17 protein-coding genes are annotated in these 25,760 nt (G+C 55.9%); 4 read left to right on the forward strand and 13 right to left on the reverse strand.

The genetic code is table 11. The features are described 5' to 3' along the window. Positions 1-40: 40 nt before the first annotated feature. The 4 genes from CGZ80_RS00270 to CGZ80_RS00285 form a co-directional block, all read right to left on the reverse strand. Positions 41-415 carry a hypothetical protein gene (locus CGZ80_RS00270; RefSeq protein WP_094410772.1) on the reverse strand — a complete coding sequence of 125 codons (375 nt, stop codon included), beginning with the start codon at positions 413-415 and terminating at the stop codon, positions 41-43. Positions 416-673: 258 nt separating this feature from the next. Further along, entirely contained in the window at positions 674-2,899 is a 2,226-nt protein-coding gene (locus tag CGZ80_RS00275) for a sialate O-acetylesterase (protein WP_094410773.1), read from the reverse strand. A 22-nt stretch (positions 2,900-2,921) separates the two neighbouring features. Next, positions 2,922-4,316, reverse strand: a complete 1,395-nt coding sequence (locus tag CGZ80_RS00280; protein WP_158222487.1) for a glycoside hydrolase family 5 protein — start codon at positions 4,314-4,316, stop codon at positions 2,922-2,924. A gap of 42 nt (positions 4,317-4,358) precedes the next feature. After that, positions 4,359-5,264 (reverse strand): alpha/beta hydrolase, encoded by a 906-nt coding sequence (locus CGZ80_RS00285; RefSeq protein WP_094410775.1) that lies wholly within the window; start codon positions 5,262-5,264, stop codon positions 4,359-4,361. A 232-nt stretch (positions 5,265-5,496) separates the two neighbouring features. Between CGZ80_RS00285 and CGZ80_RS00290 the strand changes: the two genes are divergently transcribed. The 3 genes from CGZ80_RS00290 to CGZ80_RS00300 all read left to right on the forward strand — a co-directional run bounded on the left by CGZ80_RS00290 (position 5,497) and on the right by CGZ80_RS00300 (position 10,878). Further along, positions 5,497-6,045, forward strand: coding sequence for a DUF2760 domain-containing protein (locus CGZ80_RS00290; RefSeq protein WP_094410776.1), 549 nt, complete (start codon positions 5,497-5,499; stop codon positions 6,043-6,045). Between the two features lie 82 nt (positions 6,046-6,127). Then, complete coding sequence (locus CGZ80_RS00295) at positions 6,128-7,960, forward strand: Hsp70 family protein (protein ID WP_094410777.1); 1,833 nt, start codon at positions 6,128-6,130, stop codon at positions 7,958-7,960. A 62-nt stretch (positions 7,961-8,022) separates the two neighbouring features. Further along, the gene (locus CGZ80_RS00300) at positions 8,023-10,878 is read left to right on the forward strand and encodes a hsp70 family protein (RefSeq protein WP_094410778.1); all 2,856 of its coding nucleotides are present in this window, start codon (positions 8,023-8,025) and stop codon (positions 10,876-10,878) included. 83 nt (positions 10,879-10,961) lie between these two features. Here the strand turns inward: CGZ80_RS00300 and CGZ80_RS00305 are convergent, their stop codons facing one another. The 4 genes from CGZ80_RS00305 to CGZ80_RS00320 all read right to left on the reverse strand — a co-directional run bounded on the left by CGZ80_RS00305 (position 10,962) and on the right by CGZ80_RS00320 (position 17,835). After that, positions 10,962-12,821 (reverse strand): CRTAC1 family protein, encoded by a 1,860-nt coding sequence (locus CGZ80_RS00305; protein ID WP_094410779.1) that lies wholly within the window; start codon positions 12,819-12,821, stop codon positions 10,962-10,964. Beyond that, the gene (locus CGZ80_RS00310; RefSeq protein WP_094410780.1) at positions 12,811-15,705 is read right to left on the reverse strand and encodes a tetratricopeptide repeat protein; all 2,895 of its coding nucleotides are present in this window, start codon (positions 15,703-15,705) and stop codon (positions 12,811-12,813) included. The genes CGZ80_RS00305 and CGZ80_RS00310 overlap by 11 nt, the downstream gene beginning before the upstream one ends. A gap of 193 nt (positions 15,706-15,898) precedes the next feature. Then, a complete protein-coding gene (locus tag CGZ80_RS00315; protein ID WP_094410781.1) occupies positions 15,899-16,276 on the reverse strand; it encodes a hypothetical protein in 378 nt (125 codons plus the stop codon). Between the two features lie 164 nt (positions 16,277-16,440). Next, a complete protein-coding gene (locus CGZ80_RS00320; RefSeq protein ID WP_094410782.1) occupies positions 16,441-17,835 on the reverse strand; it encodes a two-component system sensor histidine kinase NtrB in 1,395 nt (464 codons plus the stop codon). Between the two features lie 252 nt (positions 17,836-18,087). Here CGZ80_RS00320 and CGZ80_RS00325 point away from each other — a divergent pair, with 252 nt between their 5' ends. After that, a complete protein-coding gene (locus tag CGZ80_RS00325; RefSeq protein ID WP_094410783.1) occupies positions 18,088-19,095 on the forward strand; it encodes a putative zinc-binding metallopeptidase in 1,008 nt (335 codons plus the stop codon). A 117-nt stretch (positions 19,096-19,212) separates the two neighbouring features. Here CGZ80_RS00325 and CGZ80_RS00330 read toward each other — a convergent pair whose 3' ends face one another. From CGZ80_RS00330 to CGZ80_RS00350, 5 genes are all read right to left on the reverse strand, one after another. After that, positions 19,213-20,277: a chemotaxis response regulator protein-glutamate methylesterase gene (locus CGZ80_RS00330; protein WP_094410784.1), complete on the reverse strand. Its 1,065-nt coding sequence runs from the start codon at positions 20,275-20,277 to the stop codon at positions 19,213-19,215. 33 nt (positions 20,278-20,310) lie between these two features. Beyond that, entirely contained in the window at positions 20,311-21,846 is a 1,536-nt protein-coding gene (locus tag CGZ80_RS00335) for a CheR family methyltransferase (RefSeq protein WP_158222488.1), read from the reverse strand. 95 nt (positions 21,847-21,941) lie between these two features. Then, positions 21,942-22,214, reverse strand: coding sequence for a hypothetical protein (locus CGZ80_RS00340; RefSeq protein WP_094410786.1), 273 nt, complete (start codon positions 22,212-22,214; stop codon positions 21,942-21,944). Positions 22,215-22,383: 169 nt separating this feature from the next. Continuing rightward, complete coding sequence (locus CGZ80_RS00345) at positions 22,384-25,023, reverse strand: methyl-accepting chemotaxis protein (RefSeq protein ID WP_198953591.1); 2,640 nt, start codon at positions 25,021-25,023, stop codon at positions 22,384-22,386. A gap of 138 nt (positions 25,024-25,161) precedes the next feature. After that, positions 25,162-25,695 (reverse strand): chemotaxis protein CheW, encoded by a 534-nt coding sequence (locus tag CGZ80_RS00350; protein WP_094410787.1) that lies wholly within the window; start codon positions 25,693-25,695, stop codon positions 25,162-25,164. Positions 25,696-25,760 lie beyond the last annotated feature (65 nt).

Raw genomic sequence — 25,760 nt, forward strand, 5'->3', positions numbered from 1 at the left:
CACGAGCGTCGGATACGATCAAGATCAATCTCGATGCTTGTTACTTGTGCTTGCTGTGACAAGCTTTGCAGTTGCTCGCCTTCTTTAGCATTGCGGTCGCGTCGTCTTTGCCTTCTTTGACGGCTTCGACGGCTTTCACCAGATCACCAGTCAGCTTTTTCCAGCTCTCTGCTTCGCCTTTCTTGGGCTCGCATTTCGCCAAAGCGACCAGCATTTCATGTAATTTTGAAATCTCTTCTTCAGACGCATCGCCCGACGCCACTTTCTTGACCAGTGGGCCTTTGAATGCTTCTTTCATGACCTCTTTGATGGTGTACTTCGGCTTGTCGTCTTCGTCCGCAGCCAAAACTGGCGAGCAAACGGTGATGACGGCAAACGCACCCATCAGGGCCAACGAGATACTTTTTCGCACCATTTCGTGTCTCATTAACGCGTTTAGGAAACCCCCGCAACAACACGCCGCAGAGGACCAAGATAGATATAAGTGATCGTCATTACGAACGCCACAAAATTGAATTCGCAGTGCTAAAAAATGACGGAAAACTTCAACGTTTCGCGCCGATCAATCCATCGATCTCGAGGGAATCATCGGTCACGTTTTTTGCCTCAAGACTCTACGCGGCTGGCAACTTGTGGCCACCGAGCCGCAAACGTGGGGAGAATGCTATTTTTCCTATTCTTCCAAAAAGGTGCCTGACACCTTTTTGACGTAGATGCGGAGGCGGGCGGCGGAATAGGTGTTCGCGTTGCCGCTGAAGGTCCAGTCGGGGTTTTCGCCGCTGCCGTTGCCGATCCCTAAGTCGGCACCGCCGCCGTTGTTCCAGTTGTTGATCGCGAAGATCGTCTGGCGGGCGGCAAAGTTGTGGATCTGCATCGATCCGTAACCGTTGTGCGGTGGCGCTGGCTGGTCGCCGAAGTCAAAGCTCGCACCCGATGCTCCAGGAACCTGCGAGGAGTTGGTTTGGCCGTAATTGTTTGGCCAAAACTCGATGTTCCCTTCCGCGATACCCGTTCCACTCTTAATCGAAGGCTGGTTGGAAAATACATCCAGGTTCTTCACACGCTGTTGGAACCCGTTGCCCAGCGATGCGACCGGAATACCGAGCTTCTTGGCATCGTCGGTGAACGCGTCCATGGCGACAAAGACCTTTTGCTCTTCGCCGCTTCCCGTCGTCAACTCAACCAAATAGCCAACACGGTCAAAACTGTCGATGTTGCCACTGTTGTCGACGTCGTATTCGATCTTTCCGCCAAGCGATTTTAGGTTTGCATCGAACACCAACGCGTAGTCACGTTCGATTGCCAAGGTGCTGACAAAGTCCGGTACTTCGCCACCGCGGAACGCCCCGACGGGCAGTCCGCTGCCACCCATCAAGTTCGGCTCGGCCAGCTTGTGCCAGGCAAAACGAAACGCCGTCGGCGAGTTGACTTTTTCCGAAGTCAAAATGACTTGGTTGCCTTCGATCTTGGCCGTTGCCGGTTGAAACCCATACGAATCGGCACCAACAACTTCGAAGTGAGACGGTGTTTTGCCGTCGCGTGTTTTCAAACCGCCAGCGGTGTCTTTGAAGGTCACGATCAAGCGATCGCCGTCAACCTTCATCGATTCCATCGAAGGGCTCGCCGCAGTCAAATCGGACTTGCCATAGTCATGTTTGAGTGCCCACAACGCCAAACGCTCACCGACGTCTTGCTTGTTCGGCGGGTGAATGTCTTGCAGCGTCGCGATGTCATTGATCACAACCATCCCGACATTGGGCAGTTGCTGAACCGCGGCTTGTGCCTCCCAAAACTTCGCCAAGATCGTTGGATCTTCGTCGCCATATTGGTAAGGAGCAATCTGTACGAAGTAGAACGGAAAGTCACCTTGGTCCCAAAGTTGACGCCAACCATTGATCAATGCTTTCTTCTTTTCGAAGTACAGCATGCCTTCGCCATGGTTCGATTCGCCCTGATACCAGATGGCACCGCGAATCGGGAAGCCAACGATCGCGTGGATCATGCCGTTGTAAAGCATGGTCGGATCTTGATGGCTTTCCCAAGGACGGAGGGCTGTTGGAAACGCCGGGCTTGGCGAAACTCGTTTGCTGCCGCTCAAATCCTTTTTCGCTTCGTCGACCCAATTTTCAGTGGCTTCGACGTGCGATTCGAGGGTCTTGTTGTAAAGATCGCTGCCAGGCATCTTGGTTTCGACGGCCTGATAAATGTCTTGCAACGCATCAACCTGTTCAAACCCGACAGGTGGTGTCCATGGCTCAACGCGTGTTCCACCCCATGACGAATTGATCAGCCCGATCGGCACATCAATGTCTTTTCGCAAACGCTTCGCCATGAAGTATCCGCAAGCGGTGAAGCGGCCGACCGTTTTGGGCGAGCACAGTTCCCAGGGCGCAGCAACGTCGTCGATCGGATCGTTCGAGGGGCGGTGTGCGAATTTGATGTGGCGGATCAACGAGTCGTTCGCGGCAGCGATTTCCGCCGACGAATTGCTGCTTCCACGAACGTCCCATTCCATGTTCGATTGGCCCGAACACAACCAAACTTCGCCGACCAGCACATCGGTCAACTCGATCGTGTTGTTGCCTTTGACGGTCAGCGAACGAGCTTCGTGACTGGCATCGATCGCCGGCAATTCGACGTGCCATTTACCATCGGCATCCGCGACGGTTTCGGCTGTGTTTCCGGCAAAGGAGACCGATACGGATTCTTTCGTGTCAGCCCAGCCCCAGACACGGATCGGCTTTTGTTGTTGCAGCACCATGTGGTCGCCGTAAAAGCCAGGCAAGCGAACGTCGGCATTGGCATGATTCGCAATGCTGGCCGCAAGTCCAACGGCGGTCAGGGCAATCGCGTTGCCCCAGCGACCGCATACGCGGCTGCAAAGGTTTGTCAGTTTCATCAAGCTGTCTATCGATCGAGGGTTAGGGTTGAAGTGCGTTGAGAAGCGGTTGTCGGTATTGTTGTGTTCGTGGATCAAAGATGCCAAAGCCCGATGCGAACTCCCAATAAGCCCAGTCCATTTGCAGCGATTCCGCTGCCGCACGGACCGCAGCGGTCCAGCGGGCTCGCGAGTCCATATCGGCCTCTTGGTACGCACCGAATTCGCCAAGGTAGATCGCACGACCATGTTGCTGGCCCCAGCGAGCGGCCTTTGCCAAGTCATCGCGGATGGCATCCCCTGCGGTACTGAGCAGCGATTCTTTACGATCGGCATAAACCAACGAAAGCGATTTCACGATGAAAGGCTGCGTTTCGTTTGCCGTGTTGTTTTGCAGGTAAATTCGGTCAAACGAACCACCGAGCACCCCAGCGTCAAACGTCACACGGAGTGGCTCGCCCGGTGCGGTGGTCACGTCTTTCGCGACTTTTTGTTCGCCACTGACCAACGAGATTTTCAGTGCGACTTTCGAATCGACTTGCAGCTCCAACGCTTGTGGGATCGGACGGCTCGATGCGGCACGAAGTTGCACGCCAGCCCAACCACGTTCGAAAGCGGCTTGCAAGCCATTCGTCGTGCCAACCGTTTTGGTGTCCCAGGACTCGTTTCGCCAGCCTCCGGCAATCGATGCGGTGTTGGCATTCCAGACGATGCCAGTCGGTTTTACCGGCTGCGTCCACGGTGCACCTTGGTGCGTGAAATCAAACGGAAGGTAATAGTGCACCGTGACAACCAGGTTGTCGTCTTGCGGAAGCTCAAGCGTGTCCAGCGAATCGACGGAGTTGAATCGGATTGGCCCAACAACGACTGTTCGATTTGGATTCGATTTGCGAATCACGTTCAACGAGTCCACGACCCACTGATTCCAAAGCTTCGCATCTTCGTTGAAAACATCGTGGGGTTCGTTCAGCAGTTCGAATGCCACCCGATCATTTGGGAGTGATCGAAAGTGTTCGGCAATCTGCTTCCACATCGCGACGAAACGGTCGTGGTTCTGCGCCGGCTGTTCATTCAAATTCGGATCGTGGTGAATGTTGATCAACAGCTTTAGGTCGGCATCCAAGCAAGCCTTGACAATCGTGTCGACACGCCGGACGAATTGGGCATCGATCTGATAAGGCGACGTCTTTGCCGTGTGATAGCCCCAACTGATCGGCAACCGAACATGATCGAAACCTGCCTCTTTGACGCGGGCGAACCAATCGGTGTTTACACGTAAACCCCAGTCGCCTTCGTTCGGGGCATCCAGCATATTGCCGAAGTTAATTCCGCTGCCCAAACGCAGAGGAGTGGACTCGGCAGTTGACAGTTTGGGACTCGATTGACTCATTGCCGTTGGCAACAGATCCGTACTCGTCAGTCCGAAAAGAACAGCCACGCAGAACGCAGCTCGCAACACAGCAGTCATCAAACGTTTGGTTCACTGGAGGGAGGATCGAAAGTTACTCGGATTGGCCAAGCAAGTGTCTTCGACGAATCGTGTCGCCTGCTTCGCGACATTGTCGCCCGCGTTTGCGACGCTGTGATTGGCGTTCGGTATGGTGACCAGTTCGCATTCGACGCCCACGGATTTCAATGCTTTGTCCAAGTTGTATGCATGTTCGATGGGGACGATGTCGTCCGCATCGCCGTGGACCTGCATCATCGGCGGATCGTCTTTGCTGACGAATGAGATTGGCGAGACATCGGTCATCTTGGCAGCATCCATTTCGCCGGCGGGCGTCCCCGGTTGGTACCCGATCAATTGGCGGTAGGCGGGATGTTGGTGATCGATCGACTTGAGCAGCGACCAATCCGTCGGCCCCGCAAAGCTGACTGCACACGCGACACGTGAGGATTGAGTTTCAACCGGATCCGTCGAATCTGGATCGGCCGCGTCGTCAGCCAGAGCGACATAGGCCGACAAGTGTCCTCCCGCGGACCCGCCCGTCACGCCAATTTTGTCGGATGCGATGTTCCATTTCTTGGCGTTCTGGCGGATGAACTGAATTGCCCGCAAGCAATCGTTGACCTGTGCCGGGTGTGTGGCAACGTATGTGAAGCGGTATTCGACCGCGACGACCGATGCTTTGTTTTCGGCGGCAAGCCGCAGCAACCAGCCTGGTACGTGTTCTTTCGAGCCGCCACTCCAGCCGCCGCCGTGGAAAAACACCATCGCGGGGGTCGGTTGGTCGGATTGAGCTTGATAGACATCCAGCCGCTGGGCCGGGTGAACGTCGTCATACGCGACGTCTTTGAACGTCGGGGTCGATTGGGCGCAGCTGGGGGTGATCAGGGCGATCACGATCAATAGGTGGGCGACGCCGATTGCGGTCAGTCGTTTCATAGGTAGGTCCTCGGAGGCGATTCCGAACCATTGTAGCCCTCGGGAATCGAATCCGGATCGCTAGGGGCGTGGAAAATCGACTTGCACCCCGGATTGCGGGGGAACGAATGGGTTTTCGAGGTCCTGCTGCGGGGGCGTAGGGGGCGATTCACGGTCGCCTCTTGACGCTTTGCCGGGAATCGCCAACGCTTTGACCGAATAGATTCTCTGACGACTAACTTCAGGCGACCTGATGAGCTTTTCAGTTGCGTTAAAAGCGTTTTTTGCGGCGATCGGAAACAAAGACAAATCTGACCAGATCGATGCCGTATTGTCGGGTTCGGCCACCAAATCACTCGCAGCCCCGGCTGCGAAAGTGGAACCAGCGAAAGTCGAAAAGCCGGCTCCTGTGGTCCCCCCAGAACCGCGCCGTGACTCGGCCCTGACGTTGTTGTCGGCTTTGCAACGTGAATCGCGTTTGATTGACCTGATCCAAGAGAATTTGGACCAGTACAGTGACGCCCAAGTCGGCGCCGCCGCGAGGCCATGTTTAAAGCAGTGCGCGGGCGTGTTGGACCGATTGTTGGGGCTCAAGCCACTCGTCGAGGCGTCCGAAGGCGAAACGGTCACAGTCGGCGAGTCACCTTCGCCGATGCGTTACCAATGGATCGGTGAAGGCACTGCCACCAGCGGCAAGCTCGTGCATCACGGTTGGCAAGCCACCAAAATCGAACTGCCGACCTGGTCCGGCAGTGACGATGACGCCAACGTTGTCGCCCCGGCACAAATCCAAGCAAGCTAGTCACGGTACCGATTGCACGCGTCACAGGACCGACAGGTCGTGGCGCCGCACCCGTGAATCATCTCGAACAAAGACAGAACACATGACAGCGCGATTTTGCATCGGTATCGACCTCGGAACGACCAACTCCGTCGTCGCCTTTGCCGAGATCTCGGACGATAAACGCGTGCAGCCGGAATTAAAGCTGCTGCCGATTCCCCAATTGATCGCGCCAGGCCAAGTCGAGACCCGGTTGTCGCTGCCATCGTTTCTGTACCTGCCACGCGAAGGCGAAGTCGCATCGTTGGAGATGCCGCTCAATACCGAACCACAAACTGGTATCGCCGGTTACTACGCTCGCCAACAGTCTGCGGAGAACCCACAACGCGTCGTCGTGGCCGCGAAGAGCTGGCTGTGCCACGGCAGCGTCGGTCGCACCGAACCGGTCTTGCCTTGGCAATCGCCGCCCGAGGTCCCCAAGGTTTCTGCCTTCGATTGCACGACCAAATTCCTCAAGCATCTCGTCGCCGCATGGGATGACAGTCACGCCGACGCGCCGCTGAAATCGCAACAAGTCGTCTTAACCGTCCCCGCGTCGTTTGACCCCGCCGCACGCGAGCTGACAAGACAAGCCGCAATCGAAGCCGGCCTACCCGATCACTTTGTATTGCTCGAAGAACCGCAAGCCGCCGTGTATAGCTGGTTGGCATCGCGTGCTGACGATTGGCGTGACCAATTGAGCTCCGGTGACTTGTTGATGGTCGTTGACGTCGGTGGCGGAACGACGGACCTGACATTGGTCGCCGTTCAAGAAGACGGCGGCGAGCTGAGCTTGCAGCGTTTGGCAGTCGGGAATCACTTGCTGCTCGGCGGCGACAACATGGACTTGGCTCTCGCCCACCAAGTCTCCACCGACTTACAAACGCAAGGTCATTCGCTGGACCCATGGCAAAGCGTATCGCTATGGCATGCTTGTCGTGATGCGAAGGAGAGTTTGCTGTCCGCCGACGGGCCGGACGAAAAAACGATCTCCGTCCTCGGTCGCGGCAGCTCGCTGATTGGCGGAACAATTTCGACGCCGCTGACGGCCGATCGTATTCGTGACGTGATCGTCGAAGGTTTCTTTCCGCTGTGTTCGGCAGCGGACCGCCCACAACGCCAAGCGGCATCCGGGTTCCAAGACATCGGCTTGCCTTACGAAGCCGATCCCGCGATCACTAAACAGGTCGCCGCGTTCTTGGCGGATCAAGCCGACACCATCCGCCAAGCCAACCCCGACGCACCCGAGGGCTTTGTCGGCCCAACGCATCTGCTTTTTAACGGCGGCGTGTTCCGTGGCGAAGCGTTGCGGCAACGGATGCAGCAAGCGGTCAGCGACTGGTGCGAAACCGAGCCTGAAGTGCTGGGCGGTCGTGAAGAGCTGGATTCGGCGGTTGCTTTGGGCGCCGCGTATTATGGCTGGTCCAAGCAATCCGGCGGCATTCGCATCCGTGGCGGAACGGCAAAGTCGTACTACATCGGGATCGAAACGGCCGGACTGGCGATTCCCGGTGCACCCCGTCCGCTGCGTGCGTTGTGCGTCGCGCCTCAAGGGATGGAAGAAGGCACCGAGTCCGAAGTGCCAAGCAACGAGGTCGGTTTGATCGTCGGCGCACCGGCCCGTTTCCGATTCTTTGCTTCGGCAAAACGAACCGACGACACCGTCGGTACGCATCTGGATCGTTGGCAGCCCGACGAATTGGTGGAGAGCGAGCCGATCGAATTGACGCTTCCGCGGCAATCGGGTGAGAACGAAAAAAGCGACGACCCGTTCGTCCCCGTTCGCTTTGTCAGCCGAGTGACGGAGCTTGGAATGTTCGAATTGTGGTGCCACGCGACACGGACCGACGAACAATGGAAAATGGAGTTCAACGTCCGTGACCAAAAGGATCGCTGATCGGATCCGTCGGGCCCTTCGATCATTCACTTTCAGTGCTTCAAGAACCCAGTGCGTCAAGCATGTCAACTTCGCCGGAACGCCAGCCCAACCCTGCCGACTCGAATTCCGATCCTGATTCCAGCCCGTCACGCTATGTCGTTGGCATCGACTTGGGCACGACGAACTGTGCCCTGTGTTTTGTCGACACGCACAAAGAGGATTGGACCGTCGAAACGTTCGCGATCGAGCAATGGGTGGACCTCGGGCAGATCGAAAAACGCGAAACACTGCCTTCGTTTCACTACCAGCTGACTCAATCGGAATCGTCGGCGATCGAATCGGGCCTGCCTTGGGAACAGAACGCCAAGAAATCGAAAAAGGATCGTCCTGGTTGCGTCGGAGTGCTGGCGCGTGACGCAGGAACACGGCATCCGGGACGGCGAATCAGCTCCGCCAAAAGCTGGTTATCGCACGACGGAGTCGACCGCACCGCCGACTTTTTACCTTGGCATGGCGACCCCGATGTCAGTCGGCTATCACCACTGGAGGCATCGGCGGAATACCTCAAGCACCTGCGACAAGCCTGGGATCAAGCTCATCCTGACGAGCCACTGAAAACCCAAGACATCGTGATCACACTGCCAGCGTCGTTTGACGAAGTCGCACGTGAGTTAACGATCAAGGCGGCGAAGTTGGCCGGATTGAAACGTGTCTATCTGATCGAAGAACCCCAGGCGGCTTTCTACGCATGGATCGATCGGCATCGTCAACAATGGCCTGACTTGGTTCGTCCCGGGCAATTGATCTTGGTATGCGATATCGGTGGCGGCACGACCGACTTGACGTTGATCCGTGTGCAACCGGCCGGTGAATCAGGCGACCAGGTCCAGTTCCACCGCGTCGCGGTGGGAAAACACCTGATCTTGGGCGGCGACAACATGGACTTGGCCGTCGCGAAGTTGGCCGAATCCAAGTTCGCTGCCGACCAACCCAACACGACTTTGTCGGCCCAGCAGTGGGATCGCATGGTGCAGTCTTCGCGGATCGTCAAAGAGACGATGCTTGGCGATGATCGTCCCGAATCGTTCACACTGAACGTCGCCGCCGAAGGAGCCAAGTTGCTGGCCGGCGCAATCCAAGTGCAACTCAGCCGCGAGGACATCGATGCGGCACTGCTGGATGGTTTCTTTCCGAAAACCGAATTGACGGACCGGCCGGTGGCTGGGCAAAGTGGATTCCAAGAGTTCGGTCTGCCCTACGCTGCGGACCCTGGCATCACACGTCACCTGGCGGAGTTCCTATGCGAACATCGACGCAGTGGGCTTGATGATTCAGATCAGGAATCCGCCGACCGTCCCGACTTGGTGCTGTTCAATGGCGGCGTGATGACAGCGTCGGCGATTCAAAATCGGATTGTCGGCCTGATCAAAGATTGGTTTGCCGAACCCAACGAAGATTGGTCGCCAACAGTGCTGACATCGCCGCGATTGGATTTAGCGGTCGCGCACGGTGCGGCCTATTACGCGATGGTTCGCCGCGGTCAGGGCGTCCGGATCGCTGCGAACCTTGGCCGTTCGTACTACATGCAAGTTCAAGGCAACCCGCCGCAAGCGTTGTGTTTGATCCCGGGAAACGCCGAAGCCGGACAGCAGTTCCGTGTCGACGAACACCCGCTGCGATTGCAGATCGGACAGCCAGTACAGTTTCCGTTGTGGGTCAGCAGCACTCGCCTTGCTGATCGGGCTGGCGAATTGATTGCCATCGATCCCAACGCGATGACACCTCTGCCACCGATCTGCACGGCGCTCGTTCGGGGCCGCCGCCGCGAAGATTCGCTGCTGGAAGTTTACATCGAGTCAGAGCTCAGCGAGATCGGCACCGTCGGGATGTACTGCGTCAACGATGACGGCGAAAAACGGAAACGTTGGAAGTTGGAATTCGACATCCGCAGTACGCTTGAGACCGATCGCCAAAGTCACTCCGGCGAAGGCGAAGTCGCCGGTGTGGTTGATGTCGAGACGGTGGAAGCCTGCGCCAACGCGATTGTGGCGACCTTTGCCGCTGACCCGACGATCAAACCACGCGACATCATCCCTCAGTTGGAAACGATCATTGGGGCGGGTCGCGACCAGTGGCCACCGACGTTAATTCGTGAGCTGTGGCAATTCTTGCTCGATCACGAGACGGGGCGTCGAATGTCGCCGGCACACGAAGCTCGTTGGTTGAACATGAGCGGTTTCTGCTTGCGACCGGGTTACGGCGTTGCAGTTGACGATTGGCGTGTCCAGTCGACTTGGAAACAGTTGCACGGCAAGCTGGCGTTTCCTGCTTCGCAGTCGCGGACCGAGTCCATGATTCTGTGGCGACGGATTGCCGGTGGACTGACCGCAGGGCAACAGGAACAACTCGCCTCCCCGATGCTCGCCAACCTGCGCAGCAAAACTCGACGGATCGAACCGCACGAGGCGAACGAGTTTTGGCGGCTAATCGCTTCCCTCGAACGTTTAAAAGTTGCCGACAAAGTCGAGCTTGGCGAGATCGCGTTGGTCGAGATGACCAAGAAGAAAAATGAACGTCTGCGTTCGGGGTTGCTGTGGGCGATTGGCCGAATCGGATCACGGCAACCGGCGTACGGACCACTCAATTCCACGGTGCCCGTCCCCAAGGCGGAGTTTTGGGTGAAGCGATTGATCGAGATCAATCCGACGGAAAAAGACCTTCCGCTGGCGATTGCGCAAATCGCGAGACTGACGGGTGACCGCTATCGCGACTTGTCCGAAGAGGTGCGTAAAGATGCCGCGAACTATCTGGATCGTATCGATGCCGATCCACATTTCGCACGCTTGCTGCGTGAAGGCGGCGAGCTTGGCCGCGAAGAGCAGTCGGCCGTTTTCGGCGACACGTTGCCGCTGGGAATCCAGCTCGGCAACGGATAATGTTTATCGTTCTACGTCCATGCAACGATGCCGTCGATCGAATCGATCATTAACGGACGACATCGTTTGATTTGAATCGCGGACTATTGTCGCGTGATGGTGTGAACCTGGTCGACCGCTGGTGCATCGATCGTTTGGCGATACCCATCGGCCCAGATGATGGTGACATCATCGACCTTGTCGGATTGGCCAAGACCAAACGTCAGTGGCAGCTCGACTTGCGAAAGGTAGCTTCGCGTCGGCATCACTTGTTGACGCAGTTTTTGTTCGCCAACGGTGACTTCGACCCAAGATCCGATCGCGTCACGGTTGGTGTTCTTGCCATCGCCAACCAGTTTCAGACGCAACCAGTGGTGGCCAAGTTGTTGATCATTTCGCAACAGGCGTGGTTTGCGTCCGCTGGAGGTGACGATCACGTCCAAGTCACCGTCGTTATCCAAGTCCGCGTACGAGGTTCCGCGACCGACCATTGGCTTCAGCAAGTCGGTGCCGACCGATTCTTGGCCAACCGCGACAAACTCCGTATCGAACTGTGGCCCGGCATTCCAGAACAACTGTGGTGGCTGTTCATAGTGTTGGCTGGGCTGAACACGGTTGATGTCTTCTTCCAAGTGTCCGTTGGCACAGAACAGGTCCGAACGACCGTCGAGGTCGTAGTCAAAGTAAAACAAGCCAAACGTCAGCAGCAATCGTGTGGTCGGCCCAAGTCCGGTGCTGACCGCTTCGTCGTAGAACTGCATCGTGCCAGTCTTGGCGACGTACAACGCGGTCATTTCGTTGGAAAAGTTGCCGATCGCGACCGCCAATGCCTTGGGACCGCGGAACGACGCGATGTCGATTCCCATCGCACCACGTGCATTGCCGCTGGAATCGAACGCGATACCACTGAGTGCACCGACATCGGTAAAGTTGCCTTTGCCGTCGTTTTGCAACAGCAGGTTCTGCACCGTGTCGTTTGCGATCACGATGTCCAACGCGCCGTCTTGGTTAAAGTCACAGAACGCAAGCCCCAGGGACTTTGACAGCGGGACGCCCGTGGCAGGGTTCCGGATTTGGATCCCCGCGATTTCGGACACGTCCGTGAACTTGCCGTCGCCTTCGTTGCGGTACAGGTAGGGGAAGGTGCCTTGAAAGTTCTGCGGACGGCCATAGGCACGACCACCACCGATCAGTTGGAACTCTTGCGACTGATCGTATTCGCGGCTCCACTCGACGTAGTTGCAAACGAACAAGTCCAAGTCGCCGTCGTTGTCAAAGTCGAACCAGCCAGCGCTGCTGCTCCAACGATCCGCGTCACCAGCGACTCCGGCCGATGCGGTCACGTCTTCGAACTTGCCGTTGCCCAAGTTTCGGTACAGGTGGTTGGCACCCACGCTGGTTACAAACACGTCGACCCAGGAATCGTTGTCAAAGTCACCGACCGCGACGCCCATCGCATAGTCGCTCAGGGCGAGTCCCGATTCGGCGGAAACGTCGGTCAGCTTGTCGCCATCGTTGCGGTAGAGCACCGATGTCGATTGACGATCGCTTGCTTTGTCCCAAGGCCAGTCGCTTGAATTGATAAACAACACGTCTTGGTCGCCATCGTTGTCAAAGTCAAACGTTGCGACGCCGCCGCCCATCGTTTCAGGAAGCAACTTGTCACCGACGGCGCCGTTGTTGTGGACAAATTCGACGCCATAGCTGTCGGTGATGTCGGTGAACGGGGTCTGCGGGATTTGCACCTTTGGCATTTCGCGTGTTTCGACAGCAGCCAGTTCGGTTTCCTTGACCGGTGGTGCCGTGACGCGGCTTCGCAGCACGATTGCTACGGTTCCGCCGACGAGCACGAGAAACGCGATGACGGCAAACGAAATGCGAAACGCCTTGCCGATGTCCGCATCGTCACGGGCTTCTTCCTCGGGCGAAGGACGCAGGGTTTCCAATTGATTCTCAGTTGACATTGGTTGCCTCCGCTTTCGTTTCGGTTTCGGACGTTTGGGCTTCATCACTCTCCTGCAGTGCTTCTTCTCGCTGCAGTGAATAAATCACGACAGCTTCCGCGGCATGGTTTGCCGCAGGGTATTTTTGACGTGCCAATCGCACCGCCCGACCTTGGGCGTTGTCGTCTGGCTTGTAGATTCCGTGCAAGTCACGGTGTTTCGCCGCACTCTCTCGGTCACCAATCTTCTCGTATAGCTCGCGAAGGTTGTGGTGAGCGGTCACGTTTTCGGGATCAATTTCCAGGGTTTTCTGGAAGCGGGTGATCGCTTCTTCGAAATACTTGCGACTCTCATCACCACGGCCTTGGCGATCACGAACATTGCCCAGGTCGAACAGCGTTCGGCCAAGCAAGTTGATCACTTCGATGTCCAGACTGAAGTCGAATCCGCGGCGTTGCATCTCTTCGGTGCTGTCTTCCAACACACTACGCAAGTTCTTTTCCGCGTCTTCCAAGCGGCCCTGCTGGGCGTTGACCGCACCAGACAACCAAGCGTAGGTCCAACGCGGGAATCCGTCGGTGTCGCTGAATTCGTTCGCTCGTTTCAGTGCCGCGACGGCATCATCCAAGCGACCTTCTGAATTAAACACGCGAGTCAGGTTCATTGGTCCGTCGTAACGTCCCAGTTTTTCAACCGCGCTGAATGCTTCTTCGGCCTGACGAAGTTCGGCTTTGCCTTTGAGCAACAACCCGATGCCGTAGTCGTTCCAGCGTTGCCAGACCGGGATGTCACGTTCTGCGTTGCTGACGCTCGACGCGACGCCTTGGACCGGGAAGGTCACTGTGTCAGTGGCCAGCGTCGTGATCGGCAACTCGTTGATGTAATCCTGGCCGGCTTCGTGTCCGCGGATGATCTGGCCGAGCTTTTCGTTCTGCTTGGCGACAAAATCCATGTACCGCTGGTCGAACTTGCGATATTGCAATTTCAATTCGACGGTGACGGGTGCGTCGACGTCTTCGGGAATCGTCAAACCGTAGTGAACCGTTTGCCCAGCTCCCGGCGGGATCTGGTGGTTGTAAAGCGGCGTGAAAATGTCCTCGGCGTTGCGGCGATCGATTCGATTGCCGTCTTTATCCAGCATGAACACGTTGACGAAGTGCGACCAAGGATCAACCTCGTTGCCACGTTGTTCGTTGACCGCACCGCTGCGGCCGATCACGCGATCGCCACTGGTGACGGTGACTTCCAACCAGACTTCGTTCGAGTCGACCGTTCCCTGCGTAAACAGGTGACCCAGCTTCAGCGTGCGGATGACGGTTTCCAGCAAGTACTTGTTGCCAGGGACCAGCTCAGGAACGGTCGGACGCAGTGGGGCGACCAGTTTGCCGTCGATTTCGCCACCTTCGCGGATGCCGAAGATGTCGACCCGCATGGTGTCTTTCAAAAAGTCTTGGTGTGCCTTGATGATCTCGTCGCGATCACGCAGCCATGCCAGCCCCGTGTTCGCACTCGGGAACAAGTGATCGTGGACGCTCAACTCGGTCGCGTCGTCAAACATTTGAGCACCAAAGTCGTCGGACTTGACCAATGGCATGTGGCACTTGCTGCAATTGTCGACTGCTTTTGGCGGGTAGTAGAAACTGCGTGCCCCGTGACCCGACACTCCACTGAAGAGGTAAGGATCGTAGTGATTCTGACCACGCAAGAATTCCTTGTAACCGGTCAGTGCCTTGGGCAAGTGGACCTTGTGGCAGGTCGAACAGAACTCGGCCGTTTTATGGAACGGCTTCAAGAACGTTTTCTTGTGGAACGTCGGTTTCGCTTTAACCAGTTGATTATTGACCCATTGCAGCATCGCATTGTCGCTACTGGCAAATGGGTAATGCAACGGTTCTTCGATGGTGTAGTCGGCGTTTCCGCGGACGCTGTTGACGTTGGTGATCGCGTGACAGACCGTGCAGGTGATGCCTGCTTTGGCGGTCTTGTGTTCCAGCATGTCAAAGTTCGGATCGTCGAATGCGCCCGAGAAGAACGGCACCGGGTCGTGGCAGCCCGCACACCAACGCGACGCTTGAACGCTACCGTCTCGCTTGAGAGATTTCTCGCGAGTGTCGCTGACGCTGGCAAAGTACGGCGGGTTGTTAAACGAGCTGAAGCGGTGAACGCTGTCGCTCCAATCTTTGTGGATGTCGGCGTGGCACTTCAAACAGTACTCGTCGTTCATCAGCGCGTCGGCTGGGATGAAATCACCGGTACTGGTTCGAGCGAGCGAGGGCTCGAAATACTGCACGCCGGATTCTGGACCGATGGAATTCCACTGGCGCGGGTCCTGCGTTTGCATGATCACCAACAACGCGATTGCCGCACCAGCGACACCCGCGAACTTCATGCCGATTTTCCATTTGATACGTGGCCCAGCCAATCGGTGCAGCCAATACAACCAGACCAACAACAGCGGTGACGCGACATGCAACCAGTACACGGTGCTGCGCGCGAACGGTTGCCGCAGGTCAAAGCCCGCAATGCGAACCAGCAAGATCCCGGTGATCAGCAATAGCAGGCTGATCGCGAACAGTGCGTATCCGATGCGGACCGCCCGTCGGTTGCGACGGTCTTTGGAGTTCCACATGTGGACGAAGCCAAAGATCACCACCGGCAGGATCAAAATCACGCCCAGCAATAGGTGGGCGAGGAACATGTATTGGTAGTAATAGTCCTGGTAAGTTTCCTGCGAGAACCACTCCAAGAAAGTGATCAGCCCCAGGTAACCCGAATTGGCAAACAGCAACGCAAAGAGAACGAAGATGAAATAGAGCAGCTTGCGTAGCTTTGGCCCGACGGCGCGGACGTATTTCTTTTTCTTGGGTGTTGGCTTGGCTGTGCCCGCACCGGATGACGTGGACATGGGGTCGGAATTCCTAGCGTGATCGACAGTATTGTGTGCGCCGCAATGACCTGGCAGGGGCATCAGCGGAAAGCGAAAATTGGTCTGGGAATTCGCGTCAATCGATTGGCTTGCAATCGCGGATCAACAGGGGGCACCAACTAGAAATTGCGAGTGGGCACCATGCGAGGTTGCGTTGACGCGAATTCGAACACTAGACACGTGGAGGCCGTTCGATCGGCAAGAGATGCCCCGGCAGCACATACTGATTCGATTCGACCAACGCATAGCCAAGCTCGGACTCAATACTGTGGTCTTGGAGACGCAGGACTGCGAGTGGCTGCGTGTTTCGCGTGACCTTACCGTCCGCAAAAGAAACTGGGATCGCGGGCACCGGGACGCTTTGGCAATTTGGGCCGTCACAGGGAACGGCAGGAAAGTCACGGCTGATTGGGAAGTCAATCTGCGCATGCCCGGTGGGATTTTCGATTGAATGCTGCAGCCAATCACCGCAACTCGCGTGTGCCGACTGCGGTTGAAACGCAATCGCCAACAGGCATGTTGTGGTGAAAAGAAGAACGGCGCGAAACATTTCGATCGATGAAAAGATTGAGAGGCCTAGACTCGACTTTCAGATTAGGGTGGCACCAATAAAGTGTCAATGAAAAAGCCTCGTGGATTGACCGATCGTCACAGGGTGGCACACGATTGCAATGGCAGATCGCTTGACTGCGCGATTGAGCCCATTTTTTCGGGCTAGTCGTGGCTCATCTCGGGTGGCGTGGCATCGCCGGCAAGCACTCTTTCGTGCTTCGGAAGCAGCACGCTGAAGGTCGTTCCGGCAACGCCTGTTTCAAGTTCGAGACGCCCCCCATGTTGCCGTACGATTTTTTCGGAAATCGCCAACCCCATCCCGGTCCCGTCGTTTCGTGTTGTGAAGTACGGGTCGAATACTTTGTCTTGAAGGTCTTTGGGGATCCCGCATCCCTCGTCCATCACGCGGATCGCCACCCAATCGCTCAGGTCTTCCGTTTCAAGAGTCACTTTGCCGCCCTCGGGCATTGCGGTGAAAGCGTTGAGTAGCAAATTCAACAGCACCTGTTCCATGCGATCGGCGTCCAAGCTGACACGTAGACCCGTGCGATTTATCGGTGTGACGAGCTGGATTCCTTTGGCTGCCGCCTGGGGGGCGGTCAGGCGGACGAGTTTGTCGATCAAGTCAATCAGGTTGATTTGGATCCGGTGAAGTTCTGCGACCGAGGCGTATTCCCGGAAGCTCTCCAGCACGTAGGTCACTCTGCGTACTTCCGTCCGTAGCACCTCGAGGCTTTCCTGGACCGTTTCTTCATCCCCCTCGTCTTCAAGTGCCTCTGCCAACAATTGGACATGCAGCGACAGTGCCGCGAGAGGGTTCTTGATTTCATGCTGGAGACCAGCGGCCAGTGAGCCCAGCCCCATGTACCGTTCCATCCGGCGCAATCGCCGCTCAATCAGTGCCTTTTCTGAAACGTCCAAGATGTGGATCACGACACCGATTTGGTTGCCCTGGTGGTCATGCAATAAATTGCAACCGGTTCTCAGAAAGCGTGTTTGAACCTTCGACTCGAAAACGTACTCGTGATCACGAACCGGTTTTTGCTTTTGCAGCACCTCTGATCGCAAGTTATCCAGCACACGATAAGGCTTGGGGAGTTGGGCGAGAGTCGTTTCCTCTGACATCGGATCCGTTCCCAGCATCATGATCGCGCAGGGATTCACGCTTAAGATTTTTCCTTCGCAGTCGACGGTGATCACCGCCTGGTCCAAGCTCGCCAGAATATCGGTTGCCAGAACTTGTACGCTTCGCAGTTGCGTCATGTTGACCACGTATGAACGCACCAGCATCGCGAGGGTGATCGCTGACCCCAACAAATTCAAAATGAGCAGCGCCGTCAAACGAGACTGCAAGCGAAGTTCGCCGGCCAATTCCTTCGCGTCCGGCAAGTCACTGTTTGGGAGGTGCTTGGTGATCTTGCCAACGATTTCTTGTTCACGCCCGAAGTCGGCCCAGATCCAACTGGTCACAATCAAACCGATCAGACTGAGAATCGCGAGTGCGCCAATCGCCCACGGCCAAATCCGAGAAGCAAAAGGTGAGTCATGATCAAACATCGAAGCGTCCGCATAGTGGCCAAGAAGACAGCGTTTCGCCTTGATTGGAATTCGCGGATAATCACGCCGCGGGCCGAATCGAGGGAACGTCAGGACTGAATGATAAAGTTCTTCCCCGCGTTTTGGCTATCCGTCCTCGACGTCTTGGCACATCAGTTGCTCTAGTGGTACGGCGAATGTCGACTGAGTGGCAGTCGACCTGGATGATACGTCCTTGTCCGATTTTCAACCTCTTTGAATCTGTGTTGCACAATGAAAACCTTTCAGTGCGGGTGTGGTGCCGATCTGTTTTTCCACAGTGACCATTGCGTAAGCTGTGGCAGTCAGGTGGGGCGGTGCGCGTGTTGCTCGAAGGTCACTTCTATTGACGTTTCGCAGCGCTGCACGAATTGTGGTGAAACGTTGGCGATGTGCCAAAATCGGACGGAGTACCAAGTTTGCAACGGAACAACGCGTCAGAGCGACCCTGAAGCCAGGTGCCGTTATTGTGAACTGAATCAGGTGATTCCCGACCCATCGATCGACAGTAACCTCAAACAGTGGCGGTTGGTCGAGCGGGCAAAGCACCGGGTGCTTTACGACATTGATCGAATCGGGCTGCCATTAAATGATCAGCAGGAACCGAAGCTGCTGTTCGAATTCAAGTCATCGTCGACCGAGCCCGTCTCGACCGGACATGCCGATGGTGTGATCACCCTCGACCTGGCGGAAGCAGACAGCGTTCATCGGGAACGTACCCGGGTGCAGTTCGGCGAGCCTCACCGAACGCTGGTTGGTCATTTCCGCCATGAACTCGGACACTATTTTTGGCAGAAATGTGTGCAGACAAGCTGCATTGAAGAATGTCGAGCGATTTTCGGCGACGAACGCGATCCGGAGTACGGTGAAGCACGTGATCGCTATTACGAACAAGGTGCGCCGGCGAACTGGCAACAGAGTTTTGTCAGCGAATACGCGACAATGCACCCTTGGGAGGATTTCGCGGAGACATTCAATGCCTACTTGGACATGATCGCGATCGCGCGAACCTTTGGTCACTTTCAAGACGACGGCGACCGTCTCACCGAAGCCGACTTTGATTCATTGATCACCGATTATCGGCGGATCGGGATCATGGCGAATGAACTCAATCGCGACATGGGGCTACTGGACCTTGTGCCCGAAGTGTTCACGCCACCGGTGATCGAGAAAATGCGATTTATCCACCGATTGGCTTCAGCGAGCGCGGCCAACAACCAAGGGGTTGCGACCACTTGTTAAGACCGCGATGTTGAAATGATCTGACGGCGACGTCGCCTGCATCTCCGCAAACGCAGCAAGTGAGGCTGCTGCTGATACCGACGGAGTTTTGGGTGACAGCGAATCATCGATCTTTGGTTAGACGTTGGCGGTCATCTTTTTCGCGTGACTCAGGATTCCCTCGGCAATCTGATTGAGCGGCATGACCGTGTCGACGCCACCACGCTTGATCGCTTCGTTGGGCATACCAAAGACAACGCAGCTATTTTGGTCCTGTGCGATTGTCGCGGCGCCAGCTTTTTTCATCGCCAGCATTCCATCGGCACCGTCATATCCCATTCCGGTCAAGATCACGCCGAGAGCGTTACTTCCGACGTACTTCGCACAAGAGTCGAACAATACATCGACCGAAGGCCGGAACTGGTTCACCGGAGCGTTGTCATTGAGCTTCACCATGTAACGAGCACCGCTACGCCCGACTGTCATATGGAAATTGCCCGGTGCGATCAACGCTTGGCCTGGCAAAATCATATCACCATGCTGAGCTTCTTTGACTTGGATTTGACAGAGTTCGTTCAAGCGATTGGCAAAACGTCCCGTAAATCCTGGAGGCATGTGGATAACGACAACAATGCCAGGAATGTTCGAAGGCAGTTTCGGTAGGACTTGGGTGAGTGCTTGGGTCCCACCGGTTGAAGTCCCGATCGCGATCACTTTGTGAGTACTGGTAATCAACGCGTCAGACGACGTGTTCGAAACCTTTTCTTGAACGACGACATCGGGGATTTCGAGTTTGGTGACCTTGGCGCGTGCCGCGGTCCGAACTTTTTCGACGATCTCATCACCGACAGTCGCCATCCCATTGGTCACGTCGACCTTGGGCTTGGTGACAAAGTCGACAGCGCCGAATTCCAACGCGCGAATCGTCGTATCGCAGCCCTTTTCGGTCAGCGAGGAAACCATCACCACCGGCATTGGGCGTGAACGCATCAACTTGCTTAGAAACGTCAGGCCATCCATGCGCGGCATTTCGACGTCGAGCGTAATAACGTCTGGCTGCTGGGCAAGGATACGCTCGCGTGCTTTGTACGGATCACTTGCCGACCCGATCACCTCGATATCCGGCGCTTCGGATAGGATTTTCGTGATCAGCTGCCGCATTAGAGCTGAGTCATCGACCACTAGAACCTTAATTTTCGACATTGTGCCCCCCTCGGCGATTTTAGACGTTTTGATTTAGAACAATGTGATATCGGAAACCGGCTCGCTCTTCGTCGTCGTCTGAGCGCGGTCGATTTTTTCGGCTTCGATCGTTTTCGAATGGTCAAGCAATTTCATTTTTGCCCGTCCACTGCATGGTTCGAACAAAACCTGCATGCCTTGATTGCCACCGAGATACTCGGCCGTAATCGGAATGTTTTCTGTGTGTAAAAAGTTGCGGATGAAGTCGACGTTCTTTTGGCCAATCTTGTCTTCACCACTCATTCCCAAAACATTGGCTCCGCCGAACACCTTGGCTTTCAGTCGGCGTCGGTCGCCGCCGAGTTGCATGATTTCGTTGATCAGCAATTCCATGGCGTGGACGCCAAAGCTGGCGATCTTTCGTGATCCCAATTGACCGGTCGGCAGCGCGAAGTGATTCATCCCGCCGGCTTTGATTGCGTCGTCATACAGGCAAACGGCGATGCATGAACCCAGTACCGTGCTGATCAGCATCGGTTTGTCGCTGCTATGAATGTCCCCGACGATGATCGATTTTCGTTCGAGTGGCGCAGTTGCTTTGGCAACGGGAGTCGATGAGGCGTCATTGCGCGGGGAGTTGCCGGAAAGCATCGGCCGTGGCGTCGGCGTGCTGTATTGTGGCTGTGACTGTGACCCGCTCGCCGGTCCGCCGACATAATTTGTGTGTTGGTAGATTGTCCGGCCAACTCGAGTGTAGGTACTCGCCAATCCGGAAAGCGATTCGGAGTGCCCGATGAACAGCGTTCCTTCGGGTTTGAGGTAATCTGCCATGTGCCGCATGACTGTGTCTTGCGTGGGCTGATCGAAATAGATCAACACGTTACGGCAAAAAATGACATCGAACTGCGTCCGAATCGGCCATTCCGATTCCAGCAAGTTCAGCTGGCGGAACGTAACCAGGTCTTTGACTTCTTGGCGGACCGTCAGTGACCCAGGTGTTGATTTCGACGGCGAAAAATACCTTTTGACGATTTCGCCCGGTGTTTCAAGTAATTGGTCGGGAATATAAGTCGCTTCTTTGCAACGTTCGAGAACATTGGTGTCAATGTCTGTCGCCAAGATGCGAATGTCCCAACCTGGCTGGTTGGCGAAGACTTCACGGACCGAAATGGCAAGGGTGTAGGGCTCTTCGCCGGTCGAAGCCGCCGCACACCAAATACGAAGCCTCCGCGGACGCTCACGCCGCGTCGCTTCTTCGATCATGCGTTGGAAAATGTTGTTGCGGAGATGTTCAAAGTGGTGATCTTCGCGGAAGAAGTGCGTCTTGTTCGTCGTAACGCGATTGATCATCTCCTGCATCTCGGCGCCCTGAGGGCCTTGCGATTTCAGCAGGTCATAGTATTTCGCAAACGAATCCATTTTAAGATGACGGAGGCGTTTGCGGAGCCGCGACTGGATAAAGTCCAGCTTGTTGTCACCAAGAGAAATCCCGGTTGTATCGTAGATCAGTTCACGAAGAAGCCGGAACTGTGGGATTCGCAGGACGGCTTGCTGTGCGGCATCCTCTGCCAAGGTTTCAGTCGAAGGCATAGTGAACTTGGGGTGAATCAAAGTGCGTCGAACCGGTCGACGCATCAGCCTTTGAAGTGAAGGGAACTGAGTAACACTGAAACGATACGACCGTCTTACGGTTCCTGATCAGGCAGAGTCGTTTGGATGGACGTCATCGTGGTCGAACTCTCTTCATCCATCTTGTCGATGTGTTCCATGATGCGATTCGTGTGCCTGCAAGATTGACGCAAGGGTTGAACCACATGGATTCCTAGACTGGCCGTCAGGTTCAGAAGCTCGGCACAAGAGGCGAGCAAATCGTCCCAACTGTTCGACTCGTCGGTATTGGAGTGCAATCGATCCCGCGTTGAAAACATTTGTTGCATGCGCTGTGTCAATCCGGACATGATGTCAACTCTCCAGCAAAGAATACGCCTTCCGGTTGCAACGTCGTTTTCGCGTGCAAGCGGTGCCCAGTCTCGAAGACTCCCCCGGGGCAGTGGCACCAAGGGGAGTCTACGTCGGATCCGATCATGCCACTCGAATTGCGGCACGATCTTGTCCTATCTGTCGGATTTAGAAATCCATAAAGTCGTCATCATCGTGTCCGCCCATCGATGATGAGGGCGAAGGGGCGTGCTGACGTTGCGGGGCCGGTCGCGACGAACCACGGTTGCCCGATCCGCCACCGGTTCCCAATTGGAAGCGGCTGACCATCTGGTCCAAGCTGCGGGCGTGATTGAGAACCGATCCCGAGGTGCCGGCCATTTCTTCAGTCTGGCTGGCGTTGGCTTGGGTCAGTTGGTCAATCTGTGTGACCGCTTTGGTAACTTGTTCGATACCGGTCAACTGTTCTTGCGACGCGGCCGCGATCTCGGCGACGATGTCGGTCACACGTTTGACCGAGTCGACGATTTCGCCAAGCGTTTCGCCGGACTTGTTGACCAACTCGGTTCCTTTCTCGACCTTGCTGGCCGAATCTTGAATCAAGCTCTTGATCTCTTTGGCCGACGAGGCACTGCGTTGTGCCAAGTTGCGAACTTCGGATGCGACCACCGCGAATCCACGACCTTGCTCACCGGCACGTGCGGCTTCGACGGCTGCGTTGAGAGCCAGCAAGTTGGTTTGGAATGCGATTTCATCGATCGTCGTGATGATGTCCGAGATCTTCTTCGACGATTGGTTGATTTCACGCATCGCTTGGACCGCGTCACCGACGACTTTACCGCCTTCGGAAGCGACGTCGCGTGACCCGTTGGCAAGTGCCCGAGCCTCTTGAGCGTTGTCGCTGTTCTGTTTGACGGTGGTCGTGATTTCTTCCAGACTCGATGCCGTCTCTTCCAAGCGTGCGGCTTGTTGTTGGGCACCACGTGAGATCTCTTCGGCCGCACTGGACATCTGCGTCGATGCCGTCGCGACGGTCGAGGAAACTTCGCGGACTTCAACGAGAGCGTCGCGGACCGACAGGACCGCTTTCTCAAGTGCACCGGCGACTTTGCCGATGCCGTCTTGTCCGAGGTCGGGGAAGGTGACGTCGAAGCAACCGTCGGCAACCGAGTTGACGATGTTCAAGACGACTTCGACCTTACGCTGCGTTTCTTCCGAACGCACGCGGTCTTCTTCCATCTTGTCTTTGATCTGCTGCTCCATCGCCAATCGCTCGGTGATGACTTCCCAAGTAACCATCGCACCGAGGTATTGACGGTTCGCGTCGTAAATCGGGCTAACCAGCAAGGAAAGCGTTTCCGGGCCGACTTTGATATCTGCTTTGACCGGCAGGTTGCTTGGGTCGGCCAACATGCGACGTTGGTGCGAGGGATTCTTGTGGAAGATATCGATGCACTGACCAATCATTTCGTCTGCACGACAAGGCAGGAATTCCTGCAGTCGACGCAGCGTGCTGGTGGACGCGGGGTTCATGTACTTGATGATGTAGTCCGTGTCCGCAAACATCACGTTGATCGGTGTTTGCTCCATCATCGACTCGATGCGAGCCATTTCCTTGTCGGTGATTTCTTTCTGTGCGATGAAATCACGCATGCCGTCGGCGAGGCCCCCGATTGCGTCTTCGCCGGTGGTGGTGATGACTTTGCTGAAGTCGCCGTCTTGGGCACTTCTTACCGCATCGAGGATTTCGTCGACCGCCTTGTGAGCGCGTTCGGTTTGGCGAGTCGCTTCCTTTTCGGCTTCGGCAACTTGTTCCAGCAATTTCTTGGCTTCGGTGATATCCGAAGCGTACTTGACGACCTTGTACGGCTTTCCGTTGGGGCCGAGAATCGGGTTGTACGATGCTTGGATCCAGACTTGCTTTCCATTGCGGTCGTAACGCAAAAACTCGCCTGATTGGAATCGGCCAGACGCCAGGTCGGACCAAAAGTTTCGGTATTCGGCCGAGTTGGCATGCTCAGGATTGACGAAGATCCGGTGATGTTTGCCCTGGATCTCGTCGAGTGAATAGCCGACAACTTTCAGGAAGTTCTCGTTGGCAGTACGGATGGTGCCGTCCAATTCGAATTCGATCACCGCTTGTGACTTGCTGATCGCGTTGATTTGACCTTCGTGATCGGCCGCTTTCTGTTTCGCTTCGGTGATGTCGGTTGCGAATTTGACGACCTTGTACGGCTTGCCTTCGGCGTCGAAGACAGGGTTGTACGTCGCCTGGATCCAGATCGACGTGCCGTCTTTGCGGAATCGTTCGAAGTCGCTCGACTGGAATTTTCCGTTGGCCAGGTCCGACCAGAACTGACGGTACTCAGGCGAACTGGCGTACTTGTCATCGACGAACATGCGGTGGTGGCCGCCTTTCACTTCGTCGAGTCGATAGCCAAGTGCGTTGAGGAAGTTGTCGTTGGCGGTGATGATCGTCCCATCGAGCTTGAACTCGATGGTCGCTTGCGATCGGTTGATCGCGTCCAGCTGACCTTGGGAATCGACGAGCTGTGACTTCGTTGCGGAAATGTCGGCCAGGACGGTACGCAGACCGTCGGCTAGGTGTCCGACCGCATCGTCGCCGGTGACTGTAATTTCTTCCGAGTAATCGCCTTCGACTGCGCGATCCACCACGGACATCAGTTCTTCGATCTGATCGATGGTGTCGTGATCAAAGCTGTCTTGTTCGTCGATTTCGACGGGTTCGGGTTCTGGTGCCCGACGCGTCGGTTTACGTGATTCGGTGCGGCGTGCGGTCTTTTGGTTCGTCGGTTTAGTGGTGGCCATTCGTGGTGCCCCCTCGTTTGAATGGTGTGGTTAAAATCTAGGAGTTAGCGGAGGTGATCCGCGAAGGAACGACGACCGAAGTCCGGATGGCGATGCGATCCGGTGGTCGCCCAGGAGTCGAACGGTGTGTCCGGCTCGTTACATCGAAACGGTTTCCGCCCCGATTAAGTCGTCCATGTTTAGTAAGGTGATCAGACGCTCGCCGCTTTTGGCGATGCCTGTCATGAACGCAGTGTCGGCTTGGCCACCAAGATCGGGGGCCGATTCGATGTTTTCTTCGGCGACGTTCAGCACGTCGCTAACGGCGTCAACGACCAGTCCGATCACTTTGTCACCGATGGTGACGACGATGATGACAGTGAACTGGTTGTAATCGACCTTTGGCATTGCGAATTTGGCACGCAGGTCAATGATGGGGACAACCGTTCCGCGGAGATTCATCACGCCGCGGATGTAATAAGGCATGTTCGGAATCGGAGTGATACGCGAAAGCCCTTTGATTTCTTGGACACGAAGAATTTCGATCCCGAATTCTTCGTCCTGTAGCGTGAACGTCAGGAACTGATTTCCGTCGGTCGACAATTCCGTCACCTGAGCGATGTCGCTGATGTCGGTGTTCTCGGCGACTTTGAGCGCTTCAGAGATTGATTCTAGTTCTTGGGTGATTGTCATCGATTTACCTATCTAGAAAGCCCAGGTATGACACGTGGTCGAACTGGTTTGGCGGGATGGAACGC

Source organism: Rhodopirellula sp. MGV, assembly GCF_002251265.1.
GTDB lineage: Bacteria > Planctomycetota > Planctomycetia > Pirellulales > Pirellulaceae > Stieleria > Stieleria baltica_A.

Coding starts and splice junctions, on each gene's coding strand:
- CGZ80_RS00300 (WP_094410778.1), top strand. CDS start 8,023: ATGTCAACTTCGCCGGAACGCCAGCCCAACCCTGCCGACTCGAATTCC.
- CGZ80_RS00295 (WP_094410777.1), top strand. CDS start 6,128: ATGACAGCGCGATTTTGCATCGGTATCGACCTCGGAACGACCAACTCC.
- CGZ80_RS00315 (WP_094410781.1), bottom strand. CDS start 16,276: ATGTTTCGCGCCGTTCTTCTTTTCACCACAACATGCCTGTTGGCGATT.
- CGZ80_RS00345 (WP_198953591.1), bottom strand. CDS start 25,023: ATGGCCACCACTAAACCGACGAACCAAAAGACCGCACGCCGCACCGAA.
- CGZ80_RS00340 (WP_094410786.1), bottom strand. CDS start 22,214: ATGTCCGGATTGACACAGCGCATGCAACAAATGTTTTCAACGCGGGAT.
- CGZ80_RS00310 (WP_094410780.1), bottom strand. CDS start 15,705: ATGTCCACGTCATCCGGTGCGGGCACAGCCAAGCCAACACCCAAGAAA.
- CGZ80_RS00335 (WP_158222488.1), bottom strand. CDS start 21,846: ATGCCTTCGACTGAAACCTTGGCAGAGGATGCCGCACAGCAAGCCGTC.
- CGZ80_RS00320 (WP_094410782.1), bottom strand. CDS start 17,835: ATGTTTGATCATGACTCACCTTTTGCTTCTCGGATTTGGCCGTGGGCG.
- CGZ80_RS00275 (WP_094410773.1), bottom strand. CDS start 2,899: ATGAAACTGACAAACCTTTGCAGCCGCGTATGCGGTCGCTGGGGCAAC.
- CGZ80_RS00305 (WP_094410779.1), bottom strand. CDS start 12,821: ATGTCAACTGAGAATCAATTGGAAACCCTGCGTCCTTCGCCCGAGGAA.
- CGZ80_RS00285 (WP_094410775.1), bottom strand. CDS start 5,264: ATGAAACGACTGACCGCAATCGGCGTCGCCCACCTATTGATCGTGATC.
- CGZ80_RS00350 (WP_094410787.1), bottom strand. CDS start 25,695: ATGACAATCACCCAAGAACTAGAATCAATCTCTGAAGCGCTCAAAGTC.
- CGZ80_RS00325 (WP_094410783.1), top strand. CDS start 18,088: ATGAAAACCTTTCAGTGCGGGTGTGGTGCCGATCTGTTTTTCCACAGT.
- CGZ80_RS00330 (WP_094410784.1), bottom strand. CDS start 20,277: ATGTCGAAAATTAAGGTTCTAGTGGTCGATGACTCAGCTCTAATGCGG.
- CGZ80_RS00290 (WP_094410776.1), top strand. CDS start 5,497: ATGAGCTTTTCAGTTGCGTTAAAAGCGTTTTTTGCGGCGATCGGAAAC.
- CGZ80_RS00270 (WP_094410772.1), bottom strand. CDS start 415: ATGGTGCGAAAAAGTATCTCGTTGGCCCTGATGGGTGCGTTTGCCGTC.